This window comes from Croceitalea sp. W27, assembly GCF_055693185.1.
This window is the reverse complement of record NZ_CM146327.1, coordinates 2,568,782-2,582,573: the sequence shown is the minus strand read 5'-3', so window position 1 is coordinate 2,582,573 and position 13,792 is coordinate 2,568,782. Positions and strand designations below refer to the sequence as shown.

Here is a 13,792-nt window from a genome sequence, read left to right as displayed (position 1 = left end):
CAATATGCTCAAAATAGCCTTTCATCCTATTTACAAACACCCCTTACCTGAAGGGCATCGGTTTCCGATGATAAAATATGATCTGCTTCCGCAACAACTACTTTATGAAGGCACTTGTGATGAAGCTAATTTTTTTGAGCCAACTTTTCCTGAAGATGAGCATATTCTAGCAATCCATACAACATCTTATTACGAAAATCTACTAAGCTTAGCAATTAAACCAAGTGCCGCTAGAAAGATTGGGTTTCCGCTTTCTGAAGAACTCGTATCAAGAGAACGTATCATCGCCGATGGAACCCTAAAATGTTGTGAATTTGCCCTCGAAAATGGCATTGCCATGAATATTGCCGGTGGCACACACCACGCCTACACAAATCGTGGTGAAGCATTTTGCATGCTAAATGATCAAGCTATTGGAGCGCGATATCTTCAATCAAAAAAATTAGCTGAAAAAATCTTGATTGTAGATTTGGATGTGCATCAAGGTAACGGCACGGCAGAAATATTTCAAAATGATGCTTCGGTCTACACTTTTTCCATGCACGGGGCGTCGAACTATCCCTTTAAAAAAGAAGTTTCAGATCTAGATATTGCTTTAGAAAAAGGAACGGATGATAAAACCTACCTAACCATTTTAAAGGATACCTTGCCTAAGCTAATTGCTAAAGAACGACCCGATTTTATTTTTTACCTCTGCGGAGTAGATATTTTGGCTTCGGATAAACTAGGCACCTTAGGTATGACCTTAAAAGGTTGTTTTGAGCGTGATCGTTTTGTGCTTCAAACCTGTAAAGACCTCAAAATTCCTGTTCAATGCAGTATGGGCGGTGGGTATTCACCGGATATTAAAGTAATTGTCGATGCACATGCCAATACCTTTCGTTTGGCCCAAGAAATCTTCTTTTAAGACCCGATATTTAGGTTAGCTTAAATCCTTATCTTGTTGGTCAAATCAACCATCATGAAAAAACTAAATCTACTTCTATCACTACCCCTTTTTGCAATAAGCTTCATTGTTTCTGCCCAACCATCAGACAAAGCGAAAGAAATCGCTTCACAAATTGTTAAAGAGGCAAATGAAAATTCACAATTGGAAAATCTTGCCCATGAATTATTGGATGTTATCGGCCCCCGTTTGGTAGGCACACCACAAATGAAGAAAGCGAATGACTGGGCGGTAGCCAAATATAGCGATTGGGGCATTTCGGCCAAAAATGAAGAATGGGGAAAATGGAGAGGATGGGAACGTGGCATCACCCATGTAGATTTGGTGTCTCCAAGAGTGGTCAGTCTCAGTGGAATGCAATTGGCATGGAGCCCCAGTACCGATAAAAAAGGAATTACTTCAGAACTGGTTCTAATTCCTGATGTGGCCGATTCTTTGGCATTTTCAAAATGGCTGCCCAATGTCAAGGGCAAGATAGTTATGGTGTCTATGCATCAGTTGACTGGTAGACCAGACTATAACTGGGAAGAATTTGCTACCGAAGCTTCATTCGAAAAAATGAAAAACGAACGTGACGCCCATACTAAGGCTTGGCGCGAACGTATTCGAAAAACAGGTTATACTTCTAGGACAATAAATGCAGCTCTTGAAAAAGCTGGCGCCATCGGCATTGTGCAATCGAGATGGTCCAGAGCTTTTGGTGCTAATAAAATTTTTAGCGCAAACACCAAAAAAATACCGGTAGTCGACCTTTCTCTTGAGGATTATGGAATGCTCTATCGTATGGTGGAAAATGGTGACAAACCAATAATCAAAGTTGTTGCAGAATCAAAAGAATTGGGTACGGTACCTACTTTTAATACCATCGCAGAAATAAAGGGTAGCGAACTGCCCAATGAATATGTAATTCTATCCGCCCATTTTGATTCTTGGGACGGAGCAACCGGAGCAACCGATAATGGTACTGGCACCATCACCATGATGGAAGCCATGCGAATTCTTAAGAAAGTTTATCCCAACCCCAAACGCACCATTCTTGTTGGTCTTTGGGGAAGCGAAGAACAAGGCCTAAACGGGTCAAGGGCGTTTGTGGAAGACCACCCCGATATTGTCGAAGGTGTACAAGCCCTTTTTAATCAAGATAACGGTACTGGAAGAGTGGTGAGGCTTTCCGGACAAGGTTTCTTGAATGCTTATGATTATTTGGGCAAATGGTTGGAAGCCGTACCAAAAGAAATTACCGATGAAATTGAAACTACCTTTCCTGGAGTACCAGGTGGTGGCGGTTCTGATTACGCCTCTTTTGTAGCGGCCGGCGCTCCAGCATTTTCATTGAGCTCGTTAAGTTGGAGCTATTGGAACTATACCTGGCACACCAACTTGGACACTTATGATAAAATTGTCTTTGATGATGTTAGGAACAATGCTATTCTAACCGCAATTCTTGCTTATATGGCCAGCGAGGCCCCAGAGAAAACATCAAGAACAAAATCGGTACTGCCCTTAAACTCAAGAACTGGAGAACAGCGCACATGGCCTACTCCACGTTCTCCACAACGTGATGGCGGAAAACTGGATTAGCTTATTTAAACTCTTTTCAAATTTTGAATTCGATAAGGCCAAATGCCTTATCTAGCTAACTTGTTTTCGTAACTTTACGTAAAAATAGCACTCATGTTATCAAAGAAATTAGAAAAGGCACTTAACGAACAGATACGAATAGAAGCAGAATCTTCACAAACCTACCTTTCTATGGCATCTTGGGCAGAAGTAAAGGGTCTTGAGGGTGTTGCAGGCTTCATGTACGGGCATTCGGATGAAGAACGTATGCATATGCTAAAATTGGTAAAGTATGTTAACGAACGTGGTGGTCATGCTAAAATATCTGATTTAAAAGAGCCAGAAACAGAGTTTGTCAGCTTGACAAAAATGCTGCAAAAATTATACGAGCATGAAGTTTTTGTTTCGCAAAGTATTAATGAATTGGTTCATGTGACCCTTGAGGAAAAAGACTATGCCACCCATAATTTTCTACAATGGTATGTAGCCGAGCAATTAGAAGAAGAAGCTTTAGCAAGAACTGTACTTGACAAAATAAACTTGATTGGTGATGATAAGGGAGGCCTCTATCTTTTCGACCGAGACATACAACAATTGACAGTTGAAAGTGCTGCCTCGGAAACAATGGGGGAATAATTTTAACACTTAAGCTTATTTAGATTAATTTAAAATAGCATATTTTTGTACCATTCTGTTAGAGAAATGGGCAAAAAGAAAAAGAAATCCGCTAAGAAAAAAGCACAGCTCAAAGAGCTTGTACCCAGCAATTGCAAAACCAAATGCTGCAAAAAGTTCAAAAAGGGAGAAAACAAGCGCTGTAAGCGATGCCCTTGCTATGATTTACTCAAAAAAGTAGCTTAATTATTTATCCTTTACAAAGCTTAGCCCTTCAAGGTAGTCACCACTCGTATAGCGGTCAATGTAAGTAGTTGCATGTTTCAAGAAAAGTGTGCTATGCCCACATTTTAATGAACAGGCTGCCCGATGGTCTTTATAGAATTTTATTTTGTACTTTAAGTAAAACTGATAGGCCAATATATTTTTATCCGCCAAGGCGTTTTCAAAAGATTTTTGGTCTTTCCAAAAATCACGTTCATCCTCCGCGCTTAAAAAAGTATAGCTAAGTTCGTATTTGGCATCTTTTTCGGCCAGTGAAGCGTAAAACGATTCAGTACTCATAAGACGCTTTGTTTGACCTAATACTCCTAAAGGAAGTATCAACAAAGCAAATGCTATGAGTTGTAACTGTTTCACAAAATTGTTTTTTAATAAGACGAACTACATGCCATTAAGTTGCATTGATTTATTTAATTTATTGTTAAAAATTCACCCATAAAAAGAAAGAGGGCAAAATGCCCTCTTTTCTCGATAGTATGTTCTTGAGTTTATTTACCCAACATCAAAAGCTCATTGCATCGTACTTCGGTGATATATCGCTTTTCACCTTCTTTGGTTTCATAAGAACGGTGCGTTAGCTTTCCTTCTACGGCCACCTGTTTTCCTTTAGCCAAGTAGTTTTCCACAATTTCGGCCGTTTTACCCCAAGCAACTATATTGTGCCACTGCACATCTTCCACTTTTTCTCCTTGAGCATTTTTATAGCTTTCACTGGTTGCGATAGAGAATTTGGCCAATTTATTACCATTGTCCATGTTTACAATTTCTGGGTCTTGCCCCAGGTTACCAATCAACTGTACTTTGTTTTTTAATGCGTTCATCTTTCTAATTTTTATGGTTTAACAGTTAATACTATCAAGCCACCTTGACTTGACACTGCAAACCTAAAACAGGCAAGAAAGAAGATTCGGTTTGGAAGCATTTATTTTCGTTTGTAAACGTTTGTAGTCGTTTGTATCAGTGTATAATTCCCTCCACATAGGGAACTATATACAATTCAATCTTATTTAACGATGATTCAACCTAAAGTAATTCTATTTTTCGCTGAACAGGTACATATTTGAATCAGAATTCATCAACCTTAAAAACAAATATATGTCACCAACAGAAGTATTTTCCGTAACTAATCTCGCCGCCATGCCCATGTGGCTTCTTATGATTTTTCTACCCAAGTGGAAAGTCACCCGATTCTTAATCGATTATAAAATAATTCCACTGGCACTGGCCCTAGTCTATGCCATCTATATTTTTATAGCCATCAAAGCAGGGGGTGGAATGGACTTCGGTAGCTTAGCATCGGTCATGCAATTATTTACTGCCGAAAATGCTGTTCTAGCAGGTTGGGTACATTACCTCGCCTTTGACCTTTTGGTGGGCATGTGGATGTTGGACCAAAACAAATCATTAAAAATTCATCAACTCTTAATGGCTCCATGCCTACTGGGCACTTTTATGCTAGGCCCAATAGGATTTTTAGCCTTTATGATCATCAAAACCATTAAAACAAATCAGTCATGAAATATCTCAACCAAATACTCAATCCCGTAAAAAAAGCAAGTCCCATTCTTTATTGGGTGGTCATACTTCATGTCATATTTACGATAATATGTCTACTAGGATTGGCCACAGACGAAAGAACCCTTATGGGCATTAATGTATGGATAAAGCCATTAAAGTTTTCAATCTCTGGAGGCATCTATATTCTTACCCTGGGGTTTTTAACGACACTTTATCCCTATTCAAAAAGAAAGCGTAGTATTATAACAAATGTTGTTGCCATAACCTTATTGTTAGAAATCGGCATTATCATCTACCAAGCGGCAAGAGGTGTACAATCGCACTACAATGTCTCTTCCCCGTTTGACGGAATCTTATTTGCAGCTATGGGAATTTTAATCGCAATAAATGTCTTGATCATGGTATTGTTTATCTTCGATACGATACGATTAAAACTAAATACATCCAAATCAGTTCAATGGGCCATACTATTAGGTTGGATAATTGTAGTGTTCGGCAGTTGGGTTGGTGGTCAAATGATAAGCCAAATGGCACATAATGTAGGTGTTGCTGATGGTGGGGCCGGTCTACCATTGGTAAATTGGAGTACCATTGCCGGTGATTTAAGAGTAGCGCACTTTTTTGGCCTACACGCCATACAGGTAATTCCGTTATTTGCACTGTGGGTCGCTAAAAAATGGAACTTTACGGACAAAAACCAAATTCTAGCGGTTACCATTTTTGGATTACTCTATGCGGGTTGGATAGCGTATACTTTTTATCAAGCCAAAATGGGTATGGCCTTGATTCAATTATAATACAACGAAAATGCTTTTTAACAAAGAGAAAAGAATAAAATACTTAGGCTTCAATGACTTTTGGTTTGCTACTATTGGCATCCTATTTCTAAGTTTTATCACCGATTTTCTTTTTAATAATTCATTTGTTCGTTTTCCCTTTATTGAGGCAGCAATCAATTGGGGCGTATCTTTATTTTTTACCATTTGCGACTGGCTTATTATTAGAAGTGTTATTATTCTCCTCCGAAAAAAATACCCAAACCTTAGTGATGTAGGCAAACGGCTTGTACTATTATTTTTAACTATTGTTAGTACGGTTCTTATTGTAGACTTTATCGGAAATAGAGCCTTGTCGTTCATTTTTGAAGATTTCAACGGTAAAACTTCTTCAAAAGTTCTTGTACCAGTTATAATTATCAGTACTATGACCATGGCCATATATGAGGCCATCTACTATTATGTGCGATTTAAAAAATCTATCATAGAAAAAGAGCAAGCCAAACAGGCAATGGTCCAGGCCGAATTAGACACCTTAAGAAACCAGGCTCAACCACATTTTCTATTCAATACCCTTAATACCTTAAGAGATATTATAGATCAAAATTCTAAAGAAGATGCCAAAGAATTTGTAGACAAAATAGCTAATGTCTATCGGTTTATACTAGAATCAGGCAATGCCAATCTAACCTCTTTACAAGAAGAATTAAAGTTTGCAAAGTCGTACATTCACATACAGTCTGAACGGTTTGGTGAAAACCTTAAAGTAAATTGGAATGTACCGAATACAGCCCTAAAAAGTATGGTCGTACCTATGAGTTTGCAACTTTTACTTGAAAATGCAATAAAACACAATGTAATTTCAAAGGCCAGACCACTTTTAATTAGTGTATCGGCCAACAATGACCATCTCGTAGTTTCCAATAAAATTCAACCAAAATCTACTAAGCTACCCTCAACAAAAGTGGGTTTAAAAAATATTGAAAAACGCTATCATTTAATTTCGGGCAAATCGATTGAAATTAAAAATGATGAAGGTCAATTTCAAATTTCCATTCCGTTATTGCAAATAGCAGATCAAAAGAAATATAATGAAGGTACTCATAATTGAAGATGAAGCTAGAGCGGCAAATCAATTGCAGAACATGCTAAGAACCTGCGATTTTCAATACGAACTATTGAATATTATCGACACTGTAGAAGATTCGGTGCTTTGGTTTCAACAAAACAGCAATCCTGACCTTGTCTTTATGGACATTCAATTAGCTGATGGGTTAAGCTTTGAGATTTTTCAAAAAATTAGTGTTGAGGCGCCAATTATATTTACCACCGCTTTCGACCAGTATGCCATACAGGCATTTAAAGTCAATAGCGTTGACTATCTCTTAAAACCGATTCAAAAAGAAGAATTGGATGCAGCCCTACAAAAGTTTGATAAGACCAATAAACCATTAGCTCCTGAACCTGCTATTTTAAAACAATTACTTCAATCAATGCAGACAATGCATAAAAGAGATGGGCTTTTGGTAAAGGAAGGCAACAGTTTTTTTCAGGTAAAAGTTGCTGAATTTTTATACTTCTACTCTGAAGAAAGTATCACTTTTGGAGTAACCAAGACCAAACGTTTTATCATAAATGAAACTATTGACGAGCTATTCGGTACCCTCGAGACCAATGAATTCTTTAAAATAAACCGTGGTCAACTCGTCTCGAAAAGTGCAATTGAAAAAATAGATCCTTACTTTAATCACCGGGTAAAATTGGCCGTGGCCAACGCAAGAGATCAAGAGTTTATAGTTAGTAGACCAAAAACAAGCGATTTTAAAAATTGGTTGAATAGCTAAAAGCAGGTAAACACCGACCTAATTAAAAAACGGAACAATTCTTGCCGCTCTTTTGTTAAACTATCGTCTTTACTATAAATAACCACTATGTTCCGTAATATTCTATTCTTTGTACTCCTTGGTTTCTTCTTAACCAGCCCGCACGCTCACGCCACTAATAATATGATAAAAAAACCTGAGTCGATACACGTAGCAGACTACTTTGTATATCATGGCATCACTGATATCGTAACAGAAAAAATGAAATCTTTTACTAAAAAATATAACATTGGTTTCAGAAATAAAGGATGTAATATGCTGAATACCACTGCTACCAAAGAGCATAATATGAGGGTTGCAGAAAACCTGAGTAATTATCTGGGCAACACGCAATGGATAGACGAATTGCCCATGAAAATTTTAGGCGTAAATTAATCCATAGATTTATTTAGTAACTTTCCTTTTAAATTAAGGTCATGAAAAAAACTTTTACACTAATCGCATTATTTGCAATATCATCACTTATGTCACAGACAAAAAACTTTCTTGATGTTTCTTATCTAGAGACCTCGGCTAGGGTAGATACTTTGGTAGACCCTGATAAAATCTATTTGAATATTACGATTCAAGAAAAGGATTCAAAAGGAAAAAAATCTGTTGAAGAACAAGAAAATAAAATGGCGCAAAGCCTTAAAAATCTGGGCATAGATATCGATAAGCAATTAACGATTAAAGACCTTGCCAGCAACTATAAAAAATATTTTTTACGCTCTAAAGAAGTGCTGAAAAGCAAACAATATTCTTTATTGGTCTACGACGGATTAACGGCTGGTAAAGTCATGGCAGCCTTAGAAAATTTAGATATCGCCAACACCTATCTCGAAAAAACGGAATATTCTAAAATGGATGAATTGGAACTTACCCTTAAATCAAGAGCCGTAAAAAAGGCAAAACGAAAAGCCGAAGCCCTTACCGAACCTCTTGGTCAAAAAGTAGGTGTTGCCATTCATATCGTTGATAATTCACAGCCGTATTACCCAAGATACAACCAGCCCCAAATGCGAATGAAAGCTATGGTTATGGAAGATGCCTCAACACCGGAACCATTGGATATTGGTTTTGAAAAAATAAAGGTTGAAGCCACCGTAAATGTTAAATTCAGGCTTTTGCAATAGTATTTTTGGTGGATGGATATACATTTTGATTTAGTATCTTTCTAGGTACTAATTTCCAACCAAATGAAAGTACTTCAAATTCCGCTAGTTATATTATTTATAACCGCTCCCCTCTTGGCACAGCAAAAATTACCAACTGTGGTTCAAGATCGATTGGAGCAGCGCATCTTTGATCTAGCCAAATTCGGATTACAAGAAAATGGGGATACGGAACGAGTAGCTTTTAGCGATGCAGACATTGAAGCTCGAAAATGGATTATAGAAACTCTAGAAGCATTAAAACTCAATGTACATATCGATTATGCTGGTAATATCATCGGCAGACGTAAAGGGAAAGACCCTTCTAAAAAATTAATTTCTTTTGGTTCGCATATTGATAGAGTACCAAATGGGGGCAACTATGATGGCTGTGTTGGGTCAATGGCTTCAATAGAAGTCTTAACTGTTTTGCAAGAGCAGAATATTACAACCAATCACCCATTGGAGATTATAATATTTTCTAACGAAGAAGGCGGCGTTATGGGAAGTAGGGCTATTTCTGGGCACTTGACCAAAAGTGCATTTTCTGTTAAAAATTCTACAGGTTATTCAATGGGCGAAGGTATTATGCGTCTTGGTGGTGATACCACAAAATTAGCCCAAGTAATTCGCAAAAAAGAATCTATGGCCACCTTTTTAGAATTGCACATAGAGCAAGGAGGTATTCTAGAGCAAAAACAACTCAATATTGGCATTGTAGAGGGTATTGTAGGTCTAAAATGGTGGGATGTTACCTTTGAAGGTTTCGCAAACCATGCGGGAACAACTCCTATGAATGCAAGGCAAGATGCTTTATTGGCTGCTGCAAAATTTGTTGTTGCCGTAAATGAAGTAGCCAATAGTTTTAATGGTGCACAGGTTGCGACAGTTGGAAGAATAAAAGCTGAACCCGGAGCACCGAACGTAATCTCAGGTAAAGTTATCGCTAGTTTAGAGATAAGGGATCTTTCTTCAGATGTTATCGAAAAAGTATATCAAAGTATTAAAGAAAGAGCTAAAGCCATTGCTCAAGAGTCTAATGTTAAAATAGGTTTTGAACCACTTGATACTACTGCCAAGCCTGCTTTAACAGCTACTTCAATTCAAAAAGAAATAGAAAGTGCTTCAAAAAACCTTAAGCTTAGTTACCATTATATGCCAAGCGGCGCAGGACATGACGCTCAAGATATGGCTACTATAGTACCTACAGGAATGATATTCGTACCTAGCAAAGGTGGCATTAGTCATTCCCCAAAAGAATTTACATCAGCAAAAGATATGGCTAATGGTGCCAATGTGCTTTTACATACAATTTTAGCGCTTGACAAAAAATTAAAATAACCAACAACACGACGAATGAAACATATTTTGCTTCTCTTTTTAGCAGTAATCCTGATTCCAGAATCAACTAATTCACAACGAAGAAAAAAGAACAATGAATCTCCAAAAGTAACCCTAAACGATTCTATGTATTCAGGGCTTAAATGGCGTAATATAGGGCCTTTTCGTGGTGGTCGTAGTGTAACTTCTACAGGGGTCGTGAATCAACCCATGACCTATTATATGGGCACTGTAGGAGGTGGCATTTATAAAACTACTGATGATGGTATCACTTGGAAAAATATTTCCGATGGTCAATTAAATACCGGTACCGTGGGAGCTATTGCAGTTGCAGAAAGCAACCCTAATATTGTAGTTGCAGGTATGGGTGAACATGCAGCTCGAGGGGTAATGACCTCTATGGGAGATGGTGTCTATAAGTCTACGGATGCAGGAAAAACATGGAAGCATATCGGTCTGGATGAGACCAGACATATTTCTGATGTAATCATAGACCCGCATAATCCAGATATCATATTTGTTGCGGCCCAAGGAGCGCAGTACGGCCCTTCTGAACAGCGCGGTATTTATAGGTCTTTGGATGGTGGTGTAAATTGGGAACGGGTACTTTACGTTGATGCTAACACAGGAGCTTCTTCCCTATCTATGGATATGAATAATCCCCTAATTCTGTATGCCGCCATGTGGCAACACAAACGGTATCCGTGGATGATGGAATCTGGGGGTGTTTCCTCGGGAATCTATAAGTCTACCGACGGGGGTACAACTTGGAAGCAACAGAAAGAAGGCTTGCCAAAAGAATTCGGCAAAGCGGGCATCTCGGTTTCTCGGGCAAATTCAGATATCGTTTTTGCTGTTATTGAAGCAGAAGGCGATAAAGGTGGTGTGTATAAAAGTGTTGATGCAGGTAAAAAATGGACTCAGGTAAATAAAGACCGTATCAATATTGCGCGTTCTTGGTACTACATGGAGATTTTTGCCGATCCCCAAAATGAAAATACCGTTTATGTTTTGAATGCTCCGGTGACCAAGTCTATTGACGGTGGAAAATCTTTTAAGCCCCTCTCTACACCGCACGGCGATAATCATCATTTATGGATCAATCCCAATGACAATTCAAAAATGATAAATTCGAACGATGGTGGGGCAAACATCTCGAATAACGGCGGCAAAAGTTGGAGTAGCCAACAAAATCAGGCAACCTCTCAGTTCTACCGAGTTATTACAGATAATTTAGTGCCTTATAATGTTTACGGTGGGCAGCAAGATAATTCGGCTATTGCCATTGCCAGCAGAACAAATGATGCAGGTATTGACTGGAAAGATTGGTATTCTGTCGCGGGTTGTGAAAGTGCTTATTTGGCTTTTGACCCAGATAATCCTGAAGTGGTTTACGGTGGATGTTATCAAGGAATTATTGAAAAATGGGTAAAAGCGTCACGCGAAGGAAAACCTATAAAAGAATATCCAGAACTAGGCTTAGGCAAAGTTCCTAAAGACTTTAAATATCGTTACAACTGGAACGCGCCGATCATTAGTTCACCACATGACCGAAATACAATTTACCACGCTGGCAATGTAGTTTTTAAAACTACGGATGGCGGGCAGCGTTGGGACGTTGTCAGCCCTGATCTAACCCGAAACGAAAAAGATAAACAAGGCCCTGGCGGCGGACCATACACCAATGAAGCTGCAGGTGGAGAAAACTACAATACCCTTATGTATTTGGTAGAATCTCCGCATGAACAGGGTGTACTTTACGCAGGCAGTGATGATGGCCTGCTTCATATTACAAGAGATGGTGGTGCCAATTGGACTAACATTACACCACCGAATATTGGAAATGGCATCATAAATAGTATTGAAGTTTCACCTCATGATCCGGCAACTGCATACATCGCGGTGATGCGATACAAATCGATGGATTTAAAACCATACGCCTTTAAAACTTCGGACTACGGAAAAACTTGGACAAAAATCACGAATGGCATTACTGATAAACATACTTTTATTCGCGTTGTTCGTGAGGATAAAAAGAAAAAAGGGCTATTGTATGCAGGTACAGAAACGGGGCTCTATATTTCTTTGGATGATGGTCAAAATTGGCAAAAATTTCAATTGAATTTACCTGTGTTACCCATCAATGATCTAACTATTCAAGATAATGATTTAGTAGCTGCCACCGCAGGGCGCTCTTTTTGGATATTGGATGATGTCGGAGCGATTCAAAATAGTATGGCTTCTTCGGATAAACTGAGCATCGTACAGCCAAAACCGAGCTATCGTATTTTTGGCGGAAGCCAAGAAAAGCCTGTTCTTGGTTTAGGACAAAACCCAAAATCTGGAGTGACATTTGATTATTACCTACCAAAAAAGTTAGATTCAACTGAGCTAAAATTAGAGGTTTTACATGACGGTAAAATTATACGGAGCTATACCAACCAAAAGGCAAAGAGTTTTAAGTCATGGCCTGGTGGACCTCCAAAACCGGCTGTGCTCCCTTCCAAAAAAGGATATAACCGTTTTACATGGGATTTTAGGACTGAATCCCTACCCAGTGTAGAAAAAGTGTTTGTTTTCGGAAACTCCGCTGGTCATAGAGTTGGCCCGGGCACCTACACACTTAGATTGAGCTCAGAAAATGAGGTCGTTGAAACTTCGGCTATTGTTTTGCCCAATCCATCAGTACAAGGTACGGCAGCAGATTACACCGAGCAGCAACAAGTATTACAAACGATAGACGAAACCGTAAAGAAAATGCATAACTCGGTTAATCAAATGCGCTCCGCAAAGACACAATTAAAGAACTATGAGAAATTACTGAAAGATAACCCGTCAGCTAAGGAACTGCTTGAAAAAGGCAAGGCTTTAGAAAAACGCATTACTTCTTGGGAAGAAAACCTTATTCAACCGAATCAAAAGACATTTCAAGATGTCATTAACTTTAACAATCAACTCAATGCCGACTTATTGCACCTAAAAGGTTTTGTTGACGTTGCTGAGCCTAAAGTCACTAAGGGTGCCAAAGAGCGATTACACGATTTATTGACCGACTGGAATGCGTTTGAGCAAGAAAAAAATACAATAGTCAATACGGAGATGGAGACGTTCAATAGCTTGTTCAAGTCACTGAATTTACCCGCCTTATTGTTAACCGAAGATTAATGAATACGAAATTCATCACTGGAAAAAACTTTAAGAACGAAAAATTCACTACTACTCGTTTACCCCGTGCCGATTACGAGGAATGTGTTTTTGAGGGGTGCCAATTTCAAAATGGCTTTTTGGATAATCAGAATTTTGCTGAATGTGAGTTTATGACTTGCGACCTGAGCAATACAAATATTAAACACAGTATTTTTAACGATGTAACCTTCAGAGATTGTAAACTGATCGGTTTACGATTTGAAGATGTCAACGACTCATTGATATCGCTGCATTTTGAAAATTGTATGCTAGACTTTGCTTCTTTTTTTGGCCTACGTATGAAGCATACGGTTTTTAAAGACTGCAGTCTCGTAGAAACAGATTTTACGGAGACCGACCTAACAGCTTCAACTTTCTCCAACTCTAATTTAAACAGAGCTGTTTTTGAACAAACAATTCTTACCAAAGCAAACTTTACAACCGCCTTTAACTTAGCCTTGAGTCCTGAAAACAATCAGATTAAAAAAGCCATTTTCAGCAAAGAAAGTGCTTTGGGTTTATTGAAAAAATACGATATTGTTATAGAATAAG

The 13,792-nt window shown here is 38.5% G+C and carries 14 protein-coding genes; 12 read left to right on the top strand and 2 right to left on the bottom strand.

The genetic code is table 11. The features are described from left to right. Nucleotides 1-4: 4 nt before the first annotated feature. The 3 genes from ACZ1GR_RS11715 to ACZ1GR_RS11705 all read left to right on the top strand — a co-directional run bounded on the left by ACZ1GR_RS11715 (nucleotide 5) and on the right by ACZ1GR_RS11705 (nucleotide 3,142). On the top strand, nucleotides 5-907 hold the full coding sequence (locus ACZ1GR_RS11715; protein ID WP_472609153.1) for a histone deacetylase family protein: 903 nt from the start codon (nucleotides 5-7) through the stop codon (nucleotides 905-907). A gap of 54 nt (nucleotides 908-961) precedes the next feature. Then, nucleotides 962-2,527 (top strand): M20/M25/M40 family metallo-hydrolase, encoded by a 1,566-nt coding sequence (locus ACZ1GR_RS11710; protein WP_472609152.1) that lies wholly within the window; start codon nucleotides 962-964, stop codon nucleotides 2,525-2,527. Nucleotides 2,528-2,620: 93 nt separating this feature from the next. Continuing rightward, nucleotides 2,621-3,142, top strand: coding sequence for a ferritin (locus ACZ1GR_RS11705; RefSeq protein WP_472609151.1), 522 nt, complete (start codon nucleotides 2,621-2,623; stop codon nucleotides 3,140-3,142). A gap of 225 nt (nucleotides 3,143-3,367) precedes the next feature. Here ACZ1GR_RS11705 and ACZ1GR_RS11700 read toward each other — a convergent pair whose 3' ends face one another. Both ACZ1GR_RS11700 and ACZ1GR_RS11695 read right to left on the bottom strand, forming a co-directional pair. Further along, on the bottom strand, nucleotides 3,368-3,760 hold the full coding sequence (locus ACZ1GR_RS11700) for a hypothetical protein (protein WP_472609150.1): 393 nt from the start codon (nucleotides 3,758-3,760) through the stop codon (nucleotides 3,368-3,370). 131 nt (nucleotides 3,761-3,891) lie between these two features. Further along, on the bottom strand, nucleotides 3,892-4,224 hold the full coding sequence (locus ACZ1GR_RS11695) for a single-stranded DNA-binding protein (protein WP_472609149.1): 333 nt from the start codon (nucleotides 4,222-4,224) through the stop codon (nucleotides 3,892-3,894). 274 nt (nucleotides 4,225-4,498) lie between these two features. On the opposite strand from ACZ1GR_RS11695, the gene ACZ1GR_RS11690 reads away from it, so the two are divergent. The 9 genes from ACZ1GR_RS11690 to ACZ1GR_RS11650 all read left to right on the top strand — a co-directional run bounded on the left by ACZ1GR_RS11690 (nucleotide 4,499) and on the right by ACZ1GR_RS11650 (nucleotide 13,791). Further along, nucleotides 4,499-4,921 carry an ABA4-like family protein gene (locus tag ACZ1GR_RS11690; RefSeq protein ID WP_472609148.1) on the top strand — a complete coding sequence of 141 codons (423 nt, stop codon included), beginning with the start codon at nucleotides 4,499-4,501 and terminating at the stop codon, nucleotides 4,919-4,921. Continuing rightward, a complete protein-coding gene (locus tag ACZ1GR_RS11685) occupies nucleotides 4,918-5,718 on the top strand; it encodes a hypothetical protein (protein WP_472609147.1) in 801 nt (266 codons plus the stop codon). Before ACZ1GR_RS11690 ends, ACZ1GR_RS11685 begins: the two co-directional genes overlap by 4 nt. A 10-nt stretch (nucleotides 5,719-5,728) precedes the next feature. Then, on the top strand, nucleotides 5,729-6,808 hold the full coding sequence (locus tag ACZ1GR_RS11680) for a sensor histidine kinase (RefSeq protein ID WP_472609146.1): 1,080 nt from the start codon (nucleotides 5,729-5,731) through the stop codon (nucleotides 6,806-6,808). Continuing rightward, complete coding sequence (locus ACZ1GR_RS11675) at nucleotides 6,789-7,541, top strand: LytR/AlgR family response regulator transcription factor (RefSeq protein WP_472609145.1); 753 nt, start codon at nucleotides 6,789-6,791, stop codon at nucleotides 7,539-7,541. The genes ACZ1GR_RS11680 and ACZ1GR_RS11675 overlap by 20 nt, the downstream gene beginning before the upstream one ends. A gap of 162 nt (nucleotides 7,542-7,703) precedes the next feature. After that, nucleotides 7,704-7,955: an FEKKY domain-containing protein gene (locus tag ACZ1GR_RS11670; protein ID WP_472609144.1), complete on the top strand. Its 252-nt coding sequence runs from the start codon at nucleotides 7,704-7,706 to the stop codon at nucleotides 7,953-7,955. An 89-nt stretch (nucleotides 7,956-8,044) separates the two neighbouring features. Then, nucleotides 8,045-8,695, top strand: coding sequence for an SIMPL domain-containing protein (locus ACZ1GR_RS11665; protein ID WP_472609143.1), 651 nt, complete (start codon nucleotides 8,045-8,047; stop codon nucleotides 8,693-8,695). Between the two features lie 63 nt (nucleotides 8,696-8,758). Further along, nucleotides 8,759-10,054 carry an allantoate amidohydrolase gene (locus ACZ1GR_RS11660; protein ID WP_472609142.1) on the top strand — a complete coding sequence of 432 codons (1,296 nt, stop codon included), beginning with the start codon at nucleotides 8,759-8,761 and terminating at the stop codon, nucleotides 10,052-10,054. A gap of 15 nt (nucleotides 10,055-10,069) precedes the next feature. Then, entirely contained in the window at nucleotides 10,070-13,219 is a 3,150-nt protein-coding gene (locus tag ACZ1GR_RS11655) for a VPS10 domain-containing protein (RefSeq protein ID WP_472609141.1), read from the top strand. Further along, nucleotides 13,219-13,791: a pentapeptide repeat-containing protein gene (locus ACZ1GR_RS11650; RefSeq protein ID WP_472609140.1), complete on the top strand. Its 573-nt coding sequence runs from the start codon at nucleotides 13,219-13,221 to the stop codon at nucleotides 13,789-13,791. The genes ACZ1GR_RS11655 and ACZ1GR_RS11650 overlap by 1 nt, the downstream gene beginning before the upstream one ends. Nucleotide 13,792 lies beyond the last annotated feature (1 nt).